The organism is Pseudomonas sp. SWRI111 (assembly GCF_014268555.1).
GTDB lineage: Bacteria > Pseudomonadota > Gammaproteobacteria > Pseudomonadales > Pseudomonadaceae > Aquipseudomonas > Aquipseudomonas hamedanensis.
The window spans coordinates 251,975-271,538 of sequence record NZ_JABWQQ010000003.1 but is presented as its reverse complement, the minus strand read 5'-3'; the positions used below and the strand labels follow the sequence as shown (position 1 = coordinate 271,538).

The 19,564-nt window shown below is 59.1% G+C and carries 18 protein-coding genes; 13 read left to right on the top strand and 5 right to left on the bottom strand.

The genetic code is table 11. The annotated features are described in order from the left end of the window. Window positions 1–3 precede the first annotated feature (3 nt). A complete protein-coding gene (locus HU755_RS06750; RefSeq protein ID WP_186630996.1) occupies window positions 4–1,698 on the bottom strand; it encodes a lactate permease LctP family transporter in 1,695 nt (564 codons plus the stop codon). 263 nt (window positions 1,699–1,961) lie between these two features. Here HU755_RS06750 and HU755_RS06745 point away from each other — a divergent pair, with 263 nt between their 5' ends. Beyond that, entirely contained in the window at window positions 1,962–2,729 is a 768-nt protein-coding gene (locus HU755_RS06745; RefSeq protein WP_186630995.1) for an FCD domain-containing protein, read from the top strand. A 139-nt stretch (window positions 2,730–2,868) separates the two neighbouring features. Here HU755_RS06745 and smpB read toward each other — a convergent pair whose 3' ends face one another. Next, on the bottom strand, window positions 2,869–3,351 hold the full coding sequence (gene smpB / locus HU755_RS06740) for an SsrA-binding protein SmpB (RefSeq protein ID WP_007915208.1): 483 nt from the start codon (window positions 3,349–3,351) through the stop codon (window positions 2,869–2,871). A 119-nt stretch (window positions 3,352–3,470) separates the two neighbouring features. Here smpB and HU755_RS06735 point away from each other — a divergent pair, with 119 nt between their 5' ends. Genes HU755_RS06735 through HU755_RS06725 form a run of 3 tightly spaced genes read left to right on the top strand, consistent with a single transcriptional unit; the run spans window position 3,471 to window position 5,623 of the window. Then, complete coding sequence (locus HU755_RS06735; protein ID WP_186547356.1) at window positions 3,471–4,874, top strand: sodium-dependent transporter; 1,404 nt, start codon at window positions 3,471–3,473, stop codon at window positions 4,872–4,874. A gap of 7 nt (window positions 4,875–4,881) precedes the next feature. Next, complete coding sequence (locus HU755_RS06730) at window positions 4,882–5,316, top strand: type II toxin-antitoxin system RatA family toxin (RefSeq protein WP_186547355.1); 435 nt, start codon at window positions 4,882–4,884, stop codon at window positions 5,314–5,316. A 4-nt stretch (window positions 5,317–5,320) separates the two neighbouring features. Beyond that, entirely contained in the window at window positions 5,321–5,623 is a 303-nt protein-coding gene (locus tag HU755_RS06725) for an RnfH family protein (RefSeq protein ID WP_186618634.1), read from the top strand. A gap of 61 nt (window positions 5,624–5,684) precedes the next feature. Here the strand turns inward: HU755_RS06725 and HU755_RS06720 are convergent, their stop codons facing one another. Next, window positions 5,685–6,212: an outer membrane protein assembly factor BamE gene (locus tag HU755_RS06720; RefSeq protein WP_186547353.1), complete on the bottom strand. Its 528-nt coding sequence runs from the start codon at window positions 6,210–6,212 to the stop codon at window positions 5,685–5,687. Between the two features lie 97 nt (window positions 6,213–6,309). On the opposite strand from HU755_RS06720, the gene fur reads away from it, so the two are divergent. Next, window positions 6,310–6,714, top strand: a complete 405-nt coding sequence (gene fur / locus HU755_RS06715; RefSeq protein ID WP_016771770.1) for a ferric iron uptake transcriptional regulator — start codon at window positions 6,310–6,312, stop codon at window positions 6,712–6,714. A gap of 76 nt (window positions 6,715–6,790) precedes the next feature. Here the strand turns inward: fur and recN are convergent, their stop codons facing one another. Beyond that, the gene (gene recN / locus HU755_RS06710) at window positions 6,791–8,464 is read right to left on the bottom strand and encodes a DNA repair protein RecN (RefSeq protein WP_186630994.1); all 1,674 of its coding nucleotides are present in this window, start codon (window positions 8,462–8,464) and stop codon (window positions 6,791–6,793) included. A gap of 240 nt (window positions 8,465–8,704) precedes the next feature. Between recN and grpE the strand changes: the two genes are divergently transcribed. The 8 genes from grpE to HU755_RS06670 all read left to right on the top strand — a co-directional run bounded on the left by grpE (window position 8,705) and on the right by HU755_RS06670 (window position 19,178). Further along, window positions 8,705–9,271 (top strand): nucleotide exchange factor GrpE, encoded by a 567-nt coding sequence (gene grpE / locus HU755_RS06705; protein WP_186547351.1) that lies wholly within the window; start codon window positions 8,705–8,707, stop codon window positions 9,269–9,271. A gap of 102 nt (window positions 9,272–9,373) precedes the next feature. Further along, window positions 9,374–11,290, top strand: coding sequence for a molecular chaperone DnaK (gene dnaK / locus HU755_RS06700; protein ID WP_039759567.1), 1,917 nt, complete (start codon window positions 9,374–9,376; stop codon window positions 11,288–11,290). Between the two features lie 298 nt (window positions 11,291–11,588). Further along, window positions 11,589–12,713 carry a molecular chaperone DnaJ gene (gene dnaJ / locus HU755_RS06695; RefSeq protein WP_186547350.1) on the top strand — a complete coding sequence of 375 codons (1,125 nt, stop codon included), beginning with the start codon at window positions 11,589–11,591 and terminating at the stop codon, window positions 12,711–12,713. 9 nt (window positions 12,714–12,722) lie between these two features. Further along, window positions 12,723–13,526: a 4-hydroxy-tetrahydrodipicolinate reductase gene (gene dapB / locus HU755_RS06690; RefSeq protein ID WP_016771766.1), complete on the top strand. Its 804-nt coding sequence runs from the start codon at window positions 12,723–12,725 to the stop codon at window positions 13,524–13,526. Window positions 13,527–13,783: 257 nt separating this feature from the next. Next, a complete protein-coding gene (carA, locus tag HU755_RS06685; protein WP_016771765.1) occupies window positions 13,784–14,920 on the top strand; it encodes a glutamine-hydrolyzing carbamoyl-phosphate synthase small subunit in 1,137 nt (378 codons plus the stop codon). A 124-nt stretch (window positions 14,921–15,044) separates the two neighbouring features. Next, window positions 15,045–18,266, top strand: coding sequence for a carbamoyl-phosphate synthase large subunit (gene carB, locus HU755_RS06680; RefSeq protein ID WP_186630993.1), 3,222 nt, complete (start codon window positions 15,045–15,047; stop codon window positions 18,264–18,266). Between the two features lie 2 nt (window positions 18,267–18,268). After that, the gene (gene greA, locus HU755_RS06675) at window positions 18,269–18,745 is read left to right on the top strand and encodes a transcription elongation factor GreA (protein ID WP_186547382.1); all 477 of its coding nucleotides are present in this window, start codon (window positions 18,269–18,271) and stop codon (window positions 18,743–18,745) included. 28 nt (window positions 18,746–18,773) lie between these two features. Further along, window positions 18,774–19,178, top strand: a complete 405-nt coding sequence (locus tag HU755_RS06670; RefSeq protein WP_186630992.1) for an MFS transporter — start codon at window positions 18,774–18,776, stop codon at window positions 19,176–19,178. Window positions 19,179–19,187: 9 nt separating this feature from the next. On the opposite strand, the gene HU755_RS06665 is transcribed toward HU755_RS06670, so the two are convergent. Beyond that, window positions 19,188–19,496 (bottom strand): YhbY family RNA-binding protein, encoded by a 309-nt coding sequence (locus tag HU755_RS06665; RefSeq protein WP_186547348.1) that lies wholly within the window; start codon window positions 19,494–19,496, stop codon window positions 19,188–19,190. Window positions 19,497–19,564: the final 68 nt, after the last annotated feature.

Here is a 19,564-nt window from a genome sequence, read left to right as displayed (position 1 = left end):
GTCTTAATGCACCAGCATGCCGGTGAACCAGTAGGCCTGAGCCAAGGTGATCAAACCGACAATCGTTGCAAAGAATAGGCTGTGCTTGAGGGTGAAGCGGAACAGATCCGATTCCTTGCCGACCAGACCGGTCGCGGCGCAGGCCACGGCGATCGATTGCGGCGAAATCATTTTGCCGGTCACGCCGCCGCTGGTGTTTGCCGCCACCAACAGGGTGTCGTTGACGCCGATCTGGTGAGCGGTGGTCGCTTGCAGCGAACTGAACAGCGCGTTGGACGAAGTATCGGAGCCGGTCAGGAACACGCCCAGCCAGCCGAGGAACGGCGAGAAGAACGGGAACGCAGCGCCGGTTCCGGCCAATACCAACGCCATGGTCGAGGACATGCCGGAGTAGTTGGTGACGAAGGCGAACGCCAGCACCATGCCGATCGACAGGATCGGCCAGCGCAGCTCGTAGAAGGTCTCTTTCAAAGTGGTCAGACCAGTTTTGAAATTGATCTTCAACACCAGCATCGAAATCAGTGCGGAGAAGAAAATCGCCGTGCCGGTCGCGGAAATCGGATCAAGTTTGAATACCGCCGGGATGGCCGTCGGGTTGGCTACGATTGGCGCGGTTTTGATCACCAGTTGATCAAGATGTGGAATCGCGAAATTGAAGACCCAGCTGTACATCGAGCCGCCGGCAGCGAACATCGCCTTGAAAGGCTTCAGCGTCCAGATGGTCACCAGCACGGTGAGGATCAGGAATGGCGACCAGGCCTTGATAATTTCACCTAGGCTGTAGGGCGAAGCCACGGTCGTGCGCTTCTGGCCGAAACCGCCGACGCTGGCGCTGACCACCGAGGCGGACACGGCGCCGACGATGTGCTGGCCGGCCGCGCGTCGGGGTTGCCACACTTTCAGAAACAGGGTCAGGGAAATCAGGCTGGCCAAGGCCGAGGTGATGTCCGGGAGTTCCGGGCCGATGAAGTTGGACGTGAAGTACTGAGTGATGGCGAAGCTCAAGCCTGCCACCAGCGCGGCCGGCCAGGTTTCCCGCACGCCGCGCAAGCCATCCATCATGAACACTAGCCAGAACGGCACGAACAACGACAGCAGTGGCAGTTGGCGGCCGGTCATGGCGCCGATCTTGAACGCGTCGATGCCGGTGACCTGGCCTGCGACGATGATCGGAATCCCCAGAGCACCAAAGGCCACGGGCGCAGTGTTGGCAATCAGGCACAGACCGGCGGCGTACAGCGGATTGAAGCCCAGTCCTACAAGGAGTGCGGCAGTAATCGCCACCGGCGCGCCAAAACCGGCAGCACCTTCAAGAAATGCGCCGAAGCAGAAACCGATCAGCAACACCTGCAAACGCTGGTCGTCCGTTATCGACAGGACCGAGCTGCGGATGACTTCGAACTGACCGCTTTTCACCGTCAGTTTGTACAGGAACACCGCCGCGACAATGATCCAGGCAATCGGCCACAGACCGTAAGCGAAGCCATAGCCGGCAGCGGCGAACGCCATGTCCACCGGCATTTGGAAGGCAAAAATTGCCACGGCAATCGATAGGGCGAGAGTGATGCTGCCGGCCACGTGGCCTTTGAGGCGGAACACCGCCAGCGCAAGGAAGAAAAACACGATGGGGATGACGGCCGCGAGAGCGGAGACGCCGAGACTGCCGAGCGGGCTGTAGAGCTGTTGCCAGGTTTGCATAGTGGGGTGGCCCCTAATTGTTGTTGGTCAGGCACTGTCAGCGTTCTTGGATAATTGGTAAGACCAATTTACAATCGCTGTTGGCTAGGGTAAAAGCCTTGATGGCGGTGTGTCAATTTGCCGCTCTGAAACTTTCGTCGAAGATGCGGTGCAGAAGACAACTGATCCGGTTTGGCGAGGTGGCGTCTGGCAGGTGTCGGCGGCGCGCGGATAGGCCAGAATAGACAGCCCGGCGAGCGGTCGGGATCGTGGAGAAATGAGTTATGGGCTTTGATCAGATTCGGCAGCGCCGTTTGTCTGACGATATTGTCGAGCGCCTTGAGGGGATGATCCTCGAGGGCACGCTGAAGTCGGGCGAGCGGCTTCCGGCGGAGCGCACGCTGGCCGAACAATTTGGCGTATCACGCCCGTCGTTGCGTGAGGCGATCCAGAAACTGGCGGCCAAAGGCTTGCTGGTCAGTCGTCAGGGCGGAGGCAACTATGTGGTGGAATCCCTCGGCTCGACGTTCAGTGATCCGCTGTTGAAATTGCTCGAAAGCAATCCCGAGGCGCAACGGGATTTACTGGAATTTAGGCATACTCTGGAGGCATCGTGCGCCTATTACGCCGCATTGCGCGCCACCGATGTTGATCGCGAGCGGCTGACCGCCGCGTTCGAAGAGCTGCAGGATTGCTATTCGCGTCATGACGAAGTGAGCCGGGCGGAGGAAGGCGCGGCGGATGCGAAATTTCATTTGGCGATTGCCGAGGCCAGTCATAACGCCGTGTTGCTGCACACCATTCGCGGGCTGTTCGATCTGCTCAAGCGCAACGTCGTGACCAACATTGGCGGCATGTACAAGCAGCGCACGGAAACCCGCGACATGCTGATTACCCAGCACCGCGAATTGTATCTGGCGATTATCGAAGGACGGGCGGAGCAGGCGCGGGAAGTGTCCAGTCGACATATTTTGTATGTCCAGGAAGTGCTGGAAGAGGTGAGACAGGAGGTTCAGCGCATGGCTCGGGCGGAGCGGCGCAAGGGGATGTGAGGTGGCAGATTAATTGTGGCGAGGGAGCTTGCTCCCGCTGAGGCGCGCAGCGGCTCTCGCTTTTATCGATAATCGCGAGAACCAAATGCGCCTGCTGCGCAGTCGAGCGGGAGCAAGCTCCCTCGCCACAGGCCGGGAATCAGTCTTCCTTGCCCTTGTTGCGCACCGCACGTTGCAGTTCACGACCGGCATCGCGCTCGCGCTCGGTGTCACGCTTGTCGTATTCCTTCTTGCCCTTGCCCAGAGCGATCTCGCACTTGACCATGTGCTTGCTCCAGTACCAGGACAGGCAGACGCAGGCGTAACCCTTTTGCTGCACGGCGGCGGCGAGCTTTTCCAGCTCGCGGCGGTTGAGCAGCAGCTTGCGCGTGCGCACCGGGTCGGCGATGACGTGGGTACTCGCGGTCATCAACGGCGTGATGTGGCTGCCGAGCAACCATGCTTCGCCGTCCTTGAGCAGCACATAGCTGTCGACCAGCTGTAGCTTGCTCGCCCGCAGACTTTTTACTTCCCAGCCGGCCAGGACCAGACCAGCCTCGAACTTGTGCTCGATGAAGTAATCGTGTCGCGCCTTTTTGTTCTGCGCGATGGTCCCTGTTGGGTGTTTCTTCTGTTTAGCCATAGGGGCGGCATTATATGGAGTTGTTCGGCTGTCGGCTACGGTGTTGCTGCGTGCTTGAGCAGGTTGAGTGAATCCCGGACAATGCGGCCTCTTTTTCTAACGCTTGGGCGTGATAAACGATGTCGACAGACAAGGTTTCTGTCCACGGCAGTTGGGCTAGCCGCTGGGTATTCATACTCGCCGCGACCGGTTCGGCCGTGGGACTGGGTAGTATCTGGAAGTTCCCGTACATGGTCGGGGTCTACGGCGGCGGTGCGTTTGTACTGATGTTCCTGGCGTGCATCGCGCTGATCGGCGTCCCTGTCATGCTCGCCGAAACCCTGATCGGCCGGCGTGCGCGGCAAAGTCCGGCGAATGCCCTGAAGGTCCTGGCGCTGGAAGCCGGGCACTCGGCCAAATGGTCGTGGGGCGCGTTTGCCGGGATGATCACGGCGTTGCTGATTCTGTCTTTCTATAGCGTGGTTGGCGGCTGGTCGCTGGATTACATCGTCGATATGGGGCGCGGAGATTTTCAGGGCGCGACGGCTGATCAGGTCGGCGCGTACTTCGGCAATGTCATCTCCAATCCGTGGCGCCTGACACTTTGGCATACGATTTTTATGCTGCTGTCGGCCTATGTGATCGCCAAAGGCGTCGTCGCCGGGCTTGAGCGGAGCCTGCGGATCATGATGCCGTTGCTGTTTGTGATGATTCTGGTGCTGCTGGGCTACAGCATGACCACCGGGCATTTCATGGAAGGCGTGCATTTCATGTTCGACTTCCACCCGGAAAAAGTCCTCGACGGCCTGCTGCCGGCGATGGGGCACGCGTTCTTCTCGCTAAGCGTCGGGGTCGGCTCGATCATGATCTATGGCGCCTACATGCCGAAGAACACCTCGCTGTCGGGCACGGTTGTTGGCGTGGCGTTGCTGGATACCTTCGTTTCGCTGGTGGCCGGTCTGGCGCTGTTTCCTATTGTGTTCGCCGCTGGCCTGAACCCAAGTGAAGGCCCGGGCCTGATGTTCGTCAGCCTGCCATTTGCTTTTGGTAATGTATTTTTCGGCCAACTGATGGGCGTGGTGTTCTTTGTGCTGGTCGCGGTGGCAGCCTGGAGTTCGGCGATTTCCTTGCTCGAACCGATGGTGGCTTATCTGGTTGAACGCACGAAAATCAGCCGCACCTGGGTGACTTTCTGGCTGGCGTTCACCTGCTGGTTCGTTGGTCTGGGCACCGTGTTCTCCTTTAATATCTGGAAGGAGGCCAAGTTTTTCGTGAACGAAGGCGGGGTATTCAGCCTCTACCAATGGGGTGCGCAGAGCGGCCTGGACTTCTTCGGCGTGATCGATTTCTTCACCTCGCGGATCATGTTGCCGTTGGGCGGCCTGTGCTTCGTACTGTTCGCCGGGTGGGTGATGGGGCGCGAAGCGGTACGTGACGAATTGTCGATCCGCAATCCGTTGCTGTTTGCCCTGTCTTTGTTCTTGATGCGCTACGTGGCGCCTATCGGCATTCTTGTAGTATTTGCCGCTCAGCTCTGGAAGTAACGCTTACATGACGACACATATTCAACGATCGGCGCTGCTGCCTTACCCGGCGCAATTTCTCTACGACTTGGTCAACGACGTGGCGCGTTATCCGGAATTTCTGCCGTGGTGCTCGGAGGCCGAAGTGCTGGAAAGCTCGCCGGAGCACATGCGCGCCAGTGTCGGCGTGGCGAAGGGCGGCCTCAGTCAGCATTTCGTCACGCGCAATACGCTGGTGCCGGGGCAGTCGATCGAAATGAACCTTGAAGAAGGTCCTTTCAATCAATTGCACGGCGTCTGGGTATTCAAGGCGCTGAACGAAAAGGCCTGCAAGATCAGTCTGGATTTGTCCTTCGATTACGCCGGGCCGCTGGTGCGCGCTACGTTGGGCCCGCTGTTCAATCAGGCCGCCAATCAGTTGGTGGATGCTTTCTGCCAGCGCGCCAAGCAGATGCACGGTTGAGCCGATGATCGACATAGAAGTTGTCTACGCGGCGGTTGATCGGCAGGTTTTACGCGCGGTCAGCGTGGCTGAGGGCGTGACCGTTCGCGCGGCGGCGCAGGCATCAGGAATCGCGGCAGAGTTTCCTGAGCTGAATCTGGCGGAGTGTCCGCTGGGTATTTTTGGCAAAGTGGTTGCCGATGCCGATTCACGCGTGGTTCAAGCGGGTGATCGCATCGAAATCTACCGACCGTTGCTGGCCGATCCTAAAGAAGTGCGACGCTTGCGCGCGGCGAAAGCGGCCGAGGCCAAATCTCGGAATACTTGATCAGCACGAACGGCAGGCAATAAAAAACCCGGAATCTCCGGGTTTTTTATTGCCTCGCGAATTACTGCGGCGAGGTGTCCAGCGGCTCTGGCGTTGGAACCGGTACGGTTTCCACACCATCGACTTCTTTCTGGATCTGATCCAGCATCGAACCGGGCTTGGCCGGTTTTTCCGCTGCTGGCTTCTCGGCGTTTTCAGCAGGCGCGGTCACAGTTGTGCCACTGTCCTTGCCGAGAATGGCTTCGTCACGGCTGACGCCCGGCATGAAGTCACCGGACAGGCTGACAAGCTGGTCGTTGGAATTGAAGATAACGCTGATGCGTTCCTGTTGGCGTTCACCGCCACCCGGTTGCAGGCTGTACAGATAATCCCAGCGATCGGCATGGAACGTGTCGGCAAGCAGAGGGTTGCCCATGATAAACCGTACTTGCGGCCGGGTCATTCCCGGGCGTAACTGGTCTATCATGTCCTGCGTGACGACATTGCCCTGCTGGATGTCGATTTTGTAAACCCCGGGGAATGAACAACCGGCGAGTGCGAGCAGTCCCACAAAGGTGAAACTGGTTAGCAAGAGCTTGGTGTTTTGCATCGGTGGGCGACTTCCACTATCTTGGCTGGGACAACGTAAACGCCGATCATACCCGCATTAAGAGAAGCTGCGAAGCAGCATCGCGAGAAAGCTGACCATGGTTGAAAATAGCGAACTACGCAAAGCCGGCCTCAAAGTGACCCTGCCACGGGTCAAGATCCTGCAAATGCTCGACTCCACCGAGCAGCGCCACATGAGTGCCGAAGACGTCTACAAGGCGTTGATGGAAGCTGGTGAGGACGTCGGTCTGGCCACGGTTTACCGTGTTCTGACTCAGTTCGAAGCGGCTGGCCTCGTGGTCCGCCACAACTTCGACGGCGGCCACGCGGTCTTCGAACTGGCTGATGGCGGCCACCACGACCATATGGTCAACGTGGAATCGGGTGAAGTGATCGAATTCTTCGACGAAGAAATCGAGAAACTTCAGAAATCGATTGTCGAGAAGCATGGCTTCGAGATGGTTGATCACAACCTGGTGCTGTACGTACGCAAGAAAAAGTAAGCATGTCGCGCGAATTTCACATTCGCGAAACGAACGAAGGCGACCCAAGGGTCGCCTTCGTGCTTTTTATTGCTTGTTAAGCCTTCGCGGTCACTACCATTTTTTTAGCGTGGGCCAGGGACTCCTTGGTCAGATCGATACCACCGAGCATCCGCGCGACTTCTTCGATGCGCTCATTCTTGCTCAGCTTCGCGACGGCCGTGTGAGTCGCTTTTTCATCGCGAACCTTGTGCACGAACAGATGCTGATGTCCCTGCGCCGCCACTTGGGGCAAGTGGGTCACGGTCAGCACTTGGCCACGATCACCGAGGCGCCGCAGTAACTGGCCGACAATCTCGGCAGTCGGGCCGCCAATACCTACGTCGACTTCGTCGAATACCAGCGTGGGAACGCGAGACGTCTGTGCGGTGATCACCTGAATCGCCAAGCTGATCCGCGACAGCTCACCCCCGGATGCCACTTTTGCCAAGGCTTTGAGCGGTTGACCAGGGTTGGCGCTGACCAGCAGTTCGACCTGCTCCAGTCCGTTCGGCAGCAGTTCGTCGCTGTTATTGGCTTTCAATTCGATGGTGAACCGACCGCCAGGCATGCCCAGTCGCTGAATTTCCTGTTCCACCGCACTGGCGAGACCGCCCGCCGCCTGATGGCGAAGGTCGCTGAGTTCGCGTGCTTTCTGTTGATAGTGGCGGGCATAGGACGCCAGCTCTTCTCCCAGGCGCTCGATGGATTCGTCATTGGCGTTGAGGGTTTCAATTTCATCCAGCAGCTTCTGTTGCATCTCGGCGACTTCGGTGGGCTGGATCCGGTGTTTACGCGCCAGGGTATAGATCGCGTCGAGGCGTTCCTCCAGGTATTGCAGGCGCGCCGGGTCGGCGTCGAAATTGTCGAGGAAGCGGTTGAGCTCGCCGACCGCTTCTTCAACCTGAATCTGCGCGCTGGTCAGCAGACTGCTGGCTTCGCCGAGTGCACCGACCGAGTTGTTCACGCTGGACAAGCGGTTGAGGCTCGCGGTGAGTGCATTGAGCACGTTGCCGGAATCGCTCTCGCTGCATTGCTCGACCACTTGTCGGCAAATGCCGAGCAGGGCTTCGGCGTTGGTCAGGTTCTTGTGTTCCTGCTCCAGTTGTTCCAGTTCGTTTTCGCCGAGGCCGAGGTTTTCCAGTTCTTCGAGCTGATAGCTGAGCAATTGATGGCGGGCGCGTTGCTCATCGCCGGAATTGGAAAGGCGCTCCAGCTCTTGCCGGGTCTGGCGCCAACGCTGGGCGGCGAGTTGCACCTGGCGGGCCAGGTCGGTGGCGCCAGCGTATTCGTCGAGCAGGCGGCGATGGGTGTCGGTTTTCAGCAGCGACTGATGTTCATGCTGGCTGTGGATGTCGATCAGCAATTCGCCAAGGGCTTTGAGATCGCCAAGCGGGCAGGGCGTGCCATTGATATAGCCGCGCGACCGGCCCTCCGAGGTAATGACCCGACGCAGGATGCACGGCCCGCCGATGTCCAGATCGCGCTCGGCCAGCCAGGCGCTGGCTTCGGGGATGTCCGCCAGGTCGAAGGTCGCCAGAATATCGGCCTTGTCGGCGCCCGGCCGCACCACGCCGCTGTCGGCACGATCGCCCAGGGTCAGGCCCAGCGCATCGAGCATGATCGACTTGCCGGCGCCGGTTTCCCCTGTGATCACGCTCATCCCGCGATCGAGTTCGAGATCGAGATGTTCAACGATGGCGTAGTTATGTACAGACAGGTGCACCAGCATGACGGCCGCTCCCAGGCTTGAGGTCTGGTTATTTATACAGTGTTTTGTTTCGCCCTGACAATCACCTCCTTTAGCTCGATTTGCTTGAATTGGAGATCTTCTTAGCGCGTTCGGGAATGAGAAAGCGGCACTTTTTTGTAGGGTTAATTTTTCAAAGCCCTTGAAGCCTGATTTTGCGGCCCCATATACCGGGGCAGAAGCGCGAGTCAGGCTCGCGGACGAAATTGAAAGGAGAATTCCATGGCTGACGAACAGACAGTAGATACGCAAAACCCAGAAGCCAATCAGGCGCCGGAAGGTTCGGGGGATGACCTGGCGACCCGTGTGCAAGTGCTCGAAGAGCAATTGGCCGCCGCGCAGGATCAGTCTCTGCGTGTAGCTGCCGATCTGCAGAACGTCCGCCGCCGTGCCGAACAGGATGTCGAGAAGGCCCACAAGTTTGCGCTGGAAAAATTTGCCGGCGACCTGCTGCCGATCGTCGACAGCCTGGAGCGCGGTCTCGAACTGTCGAACCCGGACGATGAAAGCATCCGTCCGATGCGCGAAGGCATCGAGCTGACCCTGAAAATGTTCAACGACACCCTCAAGCGTTATCAGCTTGAAGCGATCGATCCGCATGGCGAACCGTTCAACGCCGTTCTCCATCAGGCAATGGCCATGCAGGAAAGCGCTGACGTCGAACCGAACAGCGTCCTGAAAGTGTTCCAGAAGGGCTATCAGCTCAATGGTCGCCTGCTGCGCCCGGCCATGGTCGTGGTCAGCAAGGCCCCTGCGCCAGTTTCGCCTTCGATTGACGAACAGGCTTGAAATTAGCCGCAAGGCCCCCATTTAGAAGTCAAGCGTTTAAGTGCTACCGCAGTTAGCCACCACTGCTGCGGCAACAAAATCCAAAGTTTCGGGAGAGTGAACATGGGCAAAATTATCGGTATCGACCTGGGGACTACCAACTCCTGCGTCTCCGTGCTGGAAAACGGCAAGGCCAAAGTTATTGAAAACGCTGAAGGCGCGCGTACCACGCCGTCGATCATCGCTTACGCCAACGACGGCGAAATTCTGGTAGGTCAGTCGGCCAAGCGTCAGGCTGTGACCAACCCGCACAACACCCTGTACGCAGTAAAGCGTCTGATCGGTCGTCGTTTCGACGAAGAAGTTGTGCAGAAAGACATCCAGATGGTCCCTTACAAGATCGTCAAGGCTGACAACAATGATGCCTGGGTTGAAGTGAACGGCCAGAAAATGGCACCGCCACAAATCTCGGCTGAAATTCTGAAGAAGATGAAGAAGACCGCCGAAGACTACCTCGGCGAGGCAGTGACCGAAGCGGTGATTACCGTTCCGGCCTACTTCAACGACAGCCAGCGCCAGGCGACCAAAGACGCCGGCCGCATCGCCGGTCTGGACGTAAAACGTATCATCAACGAACCGACCGCAGCCGCGCTGGCTTACGGTATGGACAAGGCCAAGGGCGATCACACCGTGATCGTTTATGACCTGGGTGGCGGTACGTTCGACGTTTCCGTGATCGAGATCGCTGAAGTTGACGGCGAGCATCAGTTCGAAGTGTTGGCCACCAACGGTGACACTTTCCTGGGCGGTGAAGACTTTGACATTCGTCTGATCGACTACCTCGTTGACGAATTCAAGAAAGAAAGCGGCATGAACCTCAAGGGTGACCCGCTGGCCATGCAGCGCCTGAAAGAAGCCGCTGAGAAAGCCAAGATCGAGCTGTCGTCCGCTCAGTCGACCGACGTCAACCTGCCGTACATCACTGCAGATGCCACCGGTCCCAAGCACCTGAACGTGAAGATCTCGCGCGCCAAGCTCGAAGCGCTGGTTGAAGACCTGGTTCAGCGCACCATCGAACCTTGCCGCATCGCCATGAAAGACGCCGGTATCGACGTTGGCGCGATCAACGACGTGATTCTGGTCGGTGGTCAGACCCGTATGCCACTGGTGCAGAAGCTGGTGACCGATTTCTTCGGTAAAGAAGCACGTAAAGACGTCAACCCTGACGAAGCCGTTGCCATGGGTGCCGCGATTCAGGGCGCTGTTCTGGCCGGTGATGTGAAAGACGTTCTGCTGCTCGACGTCAGCCCGCTGACCCTGGGTATCGAAACCATGGGTGGCGTGATGACCGCGCTGATCGAGAAAAACACCACGATTCCTACCAAGAAATCGCAAGTGTTCTCGACTGCCGACGACAACCAGGGCGCTGTGACCATTCACGTTCTGCAGGGCGAGCGCAAGCAAGCCGCACAGAACAAATCGCTGGGCAAGTTCGACCTGGCCGACATTCCACCTGCTCCACGTGGTGTGCCGCAGATCGAAGTTACCTTCGACATCGACGCCAACGGCATTCTGCATGTCGGCGCGAAAGACAAGGCGACCGGCAAGACTCAGTCGATCGTGATCAAGGCCAACTCCGGTCTGTCCGACGAGGAAATCGAGCGCATGGTGCGTGACGCCGAAGCTAACGCTGAGGAAGACCGCAAGTTCGAAGAGCTGGCCGCTGCCCGCAATCAGGGCGACGCACTGGTTCACTCGACTCGCAAGATGGTCGCTGACGCCGGTGACAAGGTCACTGCCGAAGAGAAGACTGCAATCGAAGCTGCAGTGGTTGCCCTGGAAGCCGCCGTCAAAGGCGACGACAAGGCTGCCATCGAAGCCAAGGTTGAAGAGCTGTCGAAAGTCTCCGCTCCGGTTGCTCAGAAGATGTACGCCGAACAGGCTCAGCCAGCTGATGGCGCGGCCCCGCAAGGCGAATCGGCTGAGAAGGCTGACGACGTTGTCGATGCCGAGTTCGAAGAAGTCAAAGACCACAAGTAAGTTGTTGGTCGCCCGGTTGACTGCCTTGCGGCGGTGACTGGTAGGATGTCGCCGCGCGGGAGCTTGCCTCCCGCGTTGGCGTATCTGGAATACGCGAATTTTTACAGCGTGCGACAACGCTCGCTTGCTGGCGGTATGGCTGAAAATGCTCCTGCTTTTCTCGCCGCAGATACCGCATCAATCAAGACCAGGATCGTTGAATTGACGTGAGTTGGGTCCGGGCCTTAATGGGGGCTCAACGAGTTTGGCGAGGCTCAGGAGAGGTTTGCCGAACGTCCTTAAGGGTGCAAAGAAACTTATGGCAAAGCGTGACTATTACGAAGTATTGGGTGTCGAGCGGGGCACGAGCGAAGCGGACCTGAAGAAGGCCTATCGCCGCCTGGCAATGAAGCACCACCCCGACCGTAATCCGGGCGACAAAGCTTCGGAAGAGGCGTTCAAAGAGGCCAACGAGGCCTATGAAGTGTTGTCCGATGCCAGCAAGCGCGCGGCCTACGACCAATATGGCCATGCCGGCGTCGACCCGAGCATGGGCGGCGGCGGTGCCGGTTTTGGCGGGCAGAACTTCTCCGACATTTTTGGCGACGTCTTCAGTGACTTCTTCGGCGGCGGTCGCGGCGGTTCCCGTGGCGGCGCCCAGCGTGGCAGCGATTTGCGCTACACCCTGGAGCTGAATCTGGAAGAAGCGGTGCGCGGCACCACCGTGAACATCCGTGTGCCGACGCTGGTCAATTGCAAACCGTGCGATGGTTCGGGCGCCAAGAAAGGTTCGTCGCCTTCGACCTGCCCGACCTGCGGCGGTATCGGCCAGGTGCGCATGCAGCAGGGCTTCTTCTCGGTGCAGCAGACCTGCCCGCGCTGCCATGGCCAGGGCAAGATCATTTCTGATCCGTGCGACTCCTGCCACGGCGACGGTCGCGTCGAAGAATACAAAACCCTTTCGGTCAAAGTGCCGGCTGGCGTCGACACCGGCGACCGCATTCGTCTGTCCGGCGAAGGCGAAGCGGGTACCCAGGGCGGGCCGACTGGCGACCTGTACGTTGTCATCAATGTACGCGAGCACGACATCTTCCAGCGTGACGGCAAGCATCTGTTCTGTGAAGTGCCGATCAGCTTCGTCGATGCGGCGCTGGGCGGCGAGCTGGAAATTCCGACCCTCGACGGTCGCGTCAAACTGAAAATCCCTGAAGGCACCCAGACCGGCAAGCAGTTCCGCGTGCGCGGTAAGGGCGTTGCGCCAGTGCGTGGCGGTGGTGCCGGCGATCTGATGTGCCGTGTGGCTGTCGAAACGCCGGTCAATCTGAACCGTCGTCAGCGCGAACTGCTGGAAGAATTCCGCAGCTCCCTGGCCGATGACAACAGTCACTCGCCGAAAACCACCGGTTGGTTTGATGGTGTGAAACGCTTCTTCGGCGATTTGTAAGGAGTCGGCATGCGACGTATTGCAGTGATGGGCGCCGCCGGGCGCATGGGCAAGACCCTGATCGAAGCGGTGCAGCAAACGCCGGGCGCCGGCCTGACCGCAGCGGTGGATCGTCCTGACAGCACGCTGGTCGGTGCGGATGCCGGTGAGCTGGCAGCGCTGGGGCGTATTGGTGTGCCGCTGTCCGGTGATCTGGATCGTGTGGTTGAAGAATTCGACGTACTGATCGACTTCACCCATCCGACCGTGACCCTGAAAAATCTCGCGTTCTGCCGCAAGCACGGCAAGGCGATGATCATCGGTACGACCGGTTTCAGTGTCGAAGAGAAGCAATTGCTGGCGGAAGCGGGCAAGGACATTCCGATCGTCTTTGCCGCCAACTTCAGCGTTGGCGTCAACCTGTGCCTGAAGTTGCTCGACACCGCTGCGCGGGTGCTGGGTGATGATGTCGATATCGAAATCATGGAGGCTCATCACCGCCACAAGGTTGATGCGCCGTCGGGCACGGCAGTACGTATGGGAGAGGTGATTGCCGATGCGCTGGGTCGCGATCTGAAAAAGGTCGCGGTCTACGGTCGCGAAGGACAAACCGGTGCGCGTGAGCGTGAAACCATTGGTTTTGCCACTGTGCGTGCCGGCGACATCGTTGGTGACCACACCGTGCTGTTTGCTGCTGATGGCGAGCGCGTCGAGATCACCCACAAGGCTTCTAGCCGCATGACCTTCGCCAAGGGCGCGGTGCGTGCGGCGCTGTGGCTGGATGGTCGCGAGCCAGGCCTGTATGACATGCAGGACGTGCTCGACCTGCGTTGAGCTGTTGCTGAACCCGGCGCAAACGCCCTGTTTGCGCCGGTTTTTACCGCTTGGCGACGGCCTGTCGCATTCTCCGGCCTTTAAGGCTCTTTAGCGGTGGACCAAAAACGCCCTTTTCTGTAAGCTACAGCTTTAGTGTGTCCACTAAAAGCGCGCAGAATAATTTCAGTGAAGAAGCGGGGTGACGTGTCCATACGTCACTCCGCTTTTTTACAACCTGCGATTGCCCTTTCATGCGTTATTTACGGGAGGTCTTCTTGACTAAGCCAGCCATACTCGCCCTTGCTGATGGCAGCATTTTTCGCGGCGAAGCCATTGGAGCCGACGGTCAGACCGTTGGTGAGGTGGTGTTCAACACCGCAATGACCGGCTATCAGGAAATCCTTACCGATCCTTCCTACGCCCAGCAGATCGTTACCCTGACTTACCCGCACATCGGCAACACCGGCACCACGCCTGAAGACGCCGAGTCTGACCGCGTCTGGTCCGCTGGCCTGGTCATCCGTGACCTGCCGCTGGTCGCGAGCAACTGGCGTAACACGATGTCCCTGTCCGATTACCTGAAAGCCAACAATGTCGTGGCGATCGCCGGTATCGACACCCGTCGCCTGACCCGCATCCTGCGTGAAAAAGGCGCACAGAACGGCTGCATCATGGCCGGTGACAACATCTCCGAAGAAGCGGCCATCGCCGCTGCGCAAGGCTTCCCGGGCCTGAAGGGCATGGACCTGGCGAAAGTCGTCAGCACCAAGACTCAATACGAATGGCGCTCGACTGTCTGGGATCTGAAAACCGACAGCCACGCGACCATCGAAGCTTCCGAGCTGCCTTACCACGTGGTCGCTTACGACTACGGCGTCAAGGTCAACATCCTGCGCATGCTGGTCGAGCGCGGTTGCCGCGTCACCGTGGTACCGGCGCAAACCCCGGCCGCCGACGTGCTGGCGCTCAAGCCAGACGGCGTGTTCCTGTCCAACGGTCCGGGCGACCCTGAGCCATGCGACTACGCGATCCAGGCAATCAAGGAAGTGCTGGAAACCGAAACTCCGGTATTCGGCATCTGCCTCGGCCACCAGTTGCTGGCCCTGGCTTCCGGCGCCAAGACCCTGAAAATGGGCCACGGCCACCACGGTGCCAACCACCCGGTGCAGGATCTGGACACAGGCGTGGTGATGATCACCAGCCAGAACCACGGTTTTGCAGTAGACGAAGCGACCCTGCCAGCCAACGTGCGCGCGATCCACAAATCGCTGTTCGACGGCACCCTGCAAGGTATCGAGCGCACCGACAAGAGCGCGTTCAGCTTCCAGGGCCACCCTGAGGCGAGCCCGGGCCCGAACGATGTTGCGCCACTGTTCGACCGCTTCATCAACGAGATGGCCAAGCGACGCTAAGCGTTCGCCTTGAGACTGTAGAGAGAAGCGCTCGAGGGTGGCCCCGTTAACGGCGGCCCCTTCGGGGCTTCAGAAATCGATCAAGACGGCTTGCCGACTGACCTGCGGATTTGAGTGACAACCCATGCCAAAACGTACAGACATTAAAAGTATCCTGATTCTTGGCGCTGGCCCGATCGTGATCGGCCAGGCCTGCGAATTCGACTACTCCGGCGCCCAGGCCTGCAAAGCCCTGCGCGAAGAGGGTTACCGCGTCATCCTGGTGAACTCCAACCCGGCCACCATCATGACCGACCCGGACATGGCCGACGCCACCTACATCGAGCCGATCAAGTGGCAGACCGTGGCCAAGATCATCGAAAAAGAGCGTCCGGACGCCGTGCTGCCAACCATGGGTGGCCAGACTGCGCTGAACTGCGCGCTGGACCTGGAGCGCGAAGGCGTTCTGGAGAAGTTCGGCGTAGAGATGATCGGTGCCAACGCCGACACCATCGACAAGGCTGAAGACCGTTCGCGTTTCGACAAGGCGATGAAGTCCATCGGCCTGGCGTGCCCGCGTTCCGGTATTGCCCACAGCATGGAAGAAGCCAACGCGGTCCTCGAGACTCTGGGCTTCCCGTGCATCATTCGTCCGTCCTTCACCATGGGCGGCACCGGTGGCGGTATTGCGTACAACCGTGAAGAGTTCGAAGAAATCTGCGCCCGTGGTCTGGATCTGTCGCCGACCAAAGAGCTGCTGATCGACGAATCGCTGATCGGCTGGAAAGAATATGAAATGGAAGTTGTCCGCGACAAAAAGGACAACTGCATCATCGTCTGCTCGATCGAAAACTTCGACCCGATGGGCGTGCACACCGGTGACTCGATCACCGTTGCGCCGGCGCAGACCCTGACCGACAAGGAATATCAGATCCTGCGTAACGCCTCCCTGGCGGTACTGCGCGAGATCGGCGTCGAAACCGGCGGTTCCAACGTGCAGTTCGGTATCTGCCCGAACACTGGCCGTATGGTCGTGATCGAAATGAACCCGCGCGTTTCGCGTTCGTCGGCACTGGCCTCGAAAGCCACCGGTTTCCCGATCGCCAAGGTCGCGGCCAAACTGGCTGTGGGTTACACCCTCGACGAGCTGTCGAACGACATCACCGGCGGCAAGACCCCGGCGTCCTTCGAGCCGTCCATCGACTACGTCGTCACCAAGCTGCCACGCTTTGCCTTCGAGAAATTCGCCAAGGCTGACGCGCGTCTGACCACGCAAATGAAATCGGTGGGCGAAGTCATGGCCATCGGCCGGACCTTCCAGGAATCCCTGCAGAAAGCCCTGCGTGGTCTGGAAGTCGGCGTTTGCGGTCTCGACGAGAAGCTCGATCTGAGCAATCCGGAAAGCATGAGCGTGCTCAAGCGCGAGCTGACCGTACCGGGCGCCGAGCGTATCTGGTACGTGGCGGACGCCTTCCGCGCCGGCCTGTCGGTCGAAGACATCTTCGGCATGAACATGATCGACCCGTGGTTCCTGGTGCAGATCGAAGATCTGATCAAGGAAGAAGAGAGGGTCAAGACCCTCGGTCTGTCCTCGATCGACCGCGACCTGATGTTCAAGCTCAAGCGTAAAGGCTTCTCCGATCAGCGTCTGGCCAAGCTGCTGGGTGTGACCGAGAAGAATCTGCGCACGCACCGTCAGAAACTCGAAGTGTTCCCGGTCTACAAGCGCGTTGACACCTGCGCCGCCGAGTTCGCCACCGACACTGCTTACCTCTACTCGACCTACGAGGAAGAGTGCGAAGCCGCGCCGTCGGGTCGCGACAAGATCATGATTCTGGGTGGCGGTCCGAACCGTATCGGCCAGGGCATCGAGTTCGACTACTGCTGCGTTCACGCTGCCCTCGCTCTGCGCGAAGACGGCTACGAAACCATCATGGTCAACTGCAACCCGGAAACCGTTTCCACCGACTACGACACTTCCGATCGTCTGTACTTCGAGCCGGTAACCCTGGAAGACGTGCTGGAAATCTGCCGCGTCGAGAAGCCGAAAGGCGTGATCGTCCAGTACGGCGGTCAGACTCCGCTGAAACTGGCTCGCGCCCTGGAAGCGGCCGGCGTACCGATCATCGGCACCAGCCCGGACGCCATCGACCGCGCTGAAGACCGTGAGCGTTTCCAGCAAATGGTCGAGCGCCTGAATCTGCGTCAGCCGCCAAACGCCACCGTGCGCAGCGAAGACGAAGCGGTTCGCGCTGCAGCGAAAATCGGTTATCCGCTGGTGGTGCGTCCGTCCTACGTGCTGGGCGGCCGCGCGATGGAAATCGTGTACAAGGAAGACGAGCTCAAGCGTTACCTGCGTGACGCGGTGCAAGTGTCCAACGACAGCCCGGTGCTGCTCGACCACTTCCTCAACTGCGCCATCGAAATGGACGTGGATGCGGTGTGCGACGGCAAAGACGTGGTAATCGGCGCGATCATGCAGCACATCGAACAGGCCGGTGTTCACTCCGGCGACTCCGCCTGCTCGCTGCCGCCGTACTCGCTGCCAGCGCACATCCAGGACGAGATGCGCGAACAGGTCAAGAAAATGGCCCTGGAACTGGGCGTTGTCGGCCTGATGAACGTGCAGCTGGCTTTGCAGGGTGAAGACATCTACGTCATCGAAGTCAATCCGCGCGCTTCGCGTACCGTGCCGTTCGTGTCCAAGTGCATCGGTGTGTCCCTGGCCATGATCGCTGCTCGCGTGATGGCCGGTAAGACCCTGAAAGAAATCGGCTTCACCAAAGAAATCATCCCGAACTTCTACAGCGTGAAAGAGGCGGTGTTCCCGTTCGCCAAATTCCCTGGCGTTGACCCGATCCTCGGCCCAGAGATGAAGTCGACCGGTGAAGTGATGGGCGTCGGCGACACCTTCGGTGAGGCGTTCGCCAAAGCCCAGATGGGCGCCAGCGAAGTGCTGCCGACCGGCGGTACCGCGTTCATCAGCGTGCGCGACGACGACAAGCCACTGGTTGCAGGCGTGGCCCGTGATCTGATCAACTTGGGCTTCGAAGTGGTCGCCACTGCCGGCACTGCCAAGCTGATCGAAGCGGCAGGCCTGAAAGTGCGCCGCGTCAACAAGGTGACCGAGGGGCGTCCGCACGTGGTCGACATGATCAAGAATGACGAAGTCACGCTGATCATCAACACCACCGAAGGTCGTCAGTCGATCGCCGATTCGTATTCCATTCGTCGTAACGCCCTGCAGCACAAGATTTACTGCACCACGACCATTGCTGCGGGCGAAGCGATCTGCGAAGCGCTGAAGTTCGGTCCGGAAAAGACCGTGCGCCGCTTGCAGGATCTACACGCAGGATTGAAGGCATGAGCATAACCAAGTACCCGATGACTGTTCAGGGCGCCAAAGCCCTGGAAGAAGAACATGCTCACCTGACCAAGGTCGTTCGTCCGAAGCTCAGCCAGGACATTGGTACGGCCCGCGAGTTGGGTGACTTGAAAGAAAACGCTGAATACCATGCTGCGCGTGAACAGCAAGGCATGGTCGAGGCGCGGATTCGTGACATCGAAGGCCGTATGCAGAACGCTGTGATCATCGACGTCACCACCATTCCGCACACCGGCAAAGTAATTTTCGGCACAACCGTTGAAATCGCCAATGTCGAGACGGATGAAAGCGTCACTTACCACATCGTGGGTGAGGATGAGGCTGACTTCAAACTCGGCAAGATTTCTGTCGGTTCGCCGCTGGCCCGCGCCTTGATCGGCAAGGAAGAGGGCGACGTGGTCGCCGTCAAAACGCCAAGCGGCGTGATCGAGTACGAGATTGTCGAAGTTCGTCACATCTGAAAGAAGGCGCCCGCTGCATGCGGGCGCCATGCTTTGGCAACTGACCCAGATGCTTTGGGTCGGTGGTCTATGGTTGATTCACATCGGTTTGCAGCCGGCGTTGGGCCAGATCGGTCTGGCGCCGCTGTTGATCGACGAAGTAGCCAGTGCATTTGAAGTGCTGGTGGTGGGATTCGCCGCTCTCTGCGTGGTCTTTCAGGCTTTGGTGCTGGTACAGGCCGAGGGCCCTGGCAGTCTATGGCGGGATTTTCGCGGGCAGGTGCTGTTAATCGCGTTGTACGCGTGCGCGATGTATATCGCAGTGCGTGTCGGCTGGCCGGATGCGCAGCGCTGGCAGGTGTTCAGTTATCTGGTGCTGGGCTTTTCCGGGCTGGTACTGGTGATGCAGCCAGTGCCGGGATGGAGTGGCAGGGTGCGCGAAGCACACCCCTGACCCCGGTCATCACTTGAAGCGATGAACGTTCGACAGCTGCTTGTTGACGCTGAAGTTCTTGCGGTAAATCAGTGCCATCTTGCCGATGACCTGAACCAGGTCCGCTTTGCCGACCTTGCACAGTTCGGCGATGTGCGCCAGGCGCGACTCGCGGTCGAGGATATTGAGCTTGACCTTGATCAGCTCGTGATCCGCCAAGGCGCGTTCAAGTTCGGCTAACACACCTTCAGTCAAACCGTTGTCCGCCACCGTCAACACTGGCTTGAGGTGGTGGCCGATGGATTTGTACTGTTTCTTCTGCTCTGGAGTGAGCGGCATAATCTGACCCTTTCGTCTGGATTCTGTAAAATGGCGGCCATTTTACCCGAGGGTTCGTGGATCCGCCC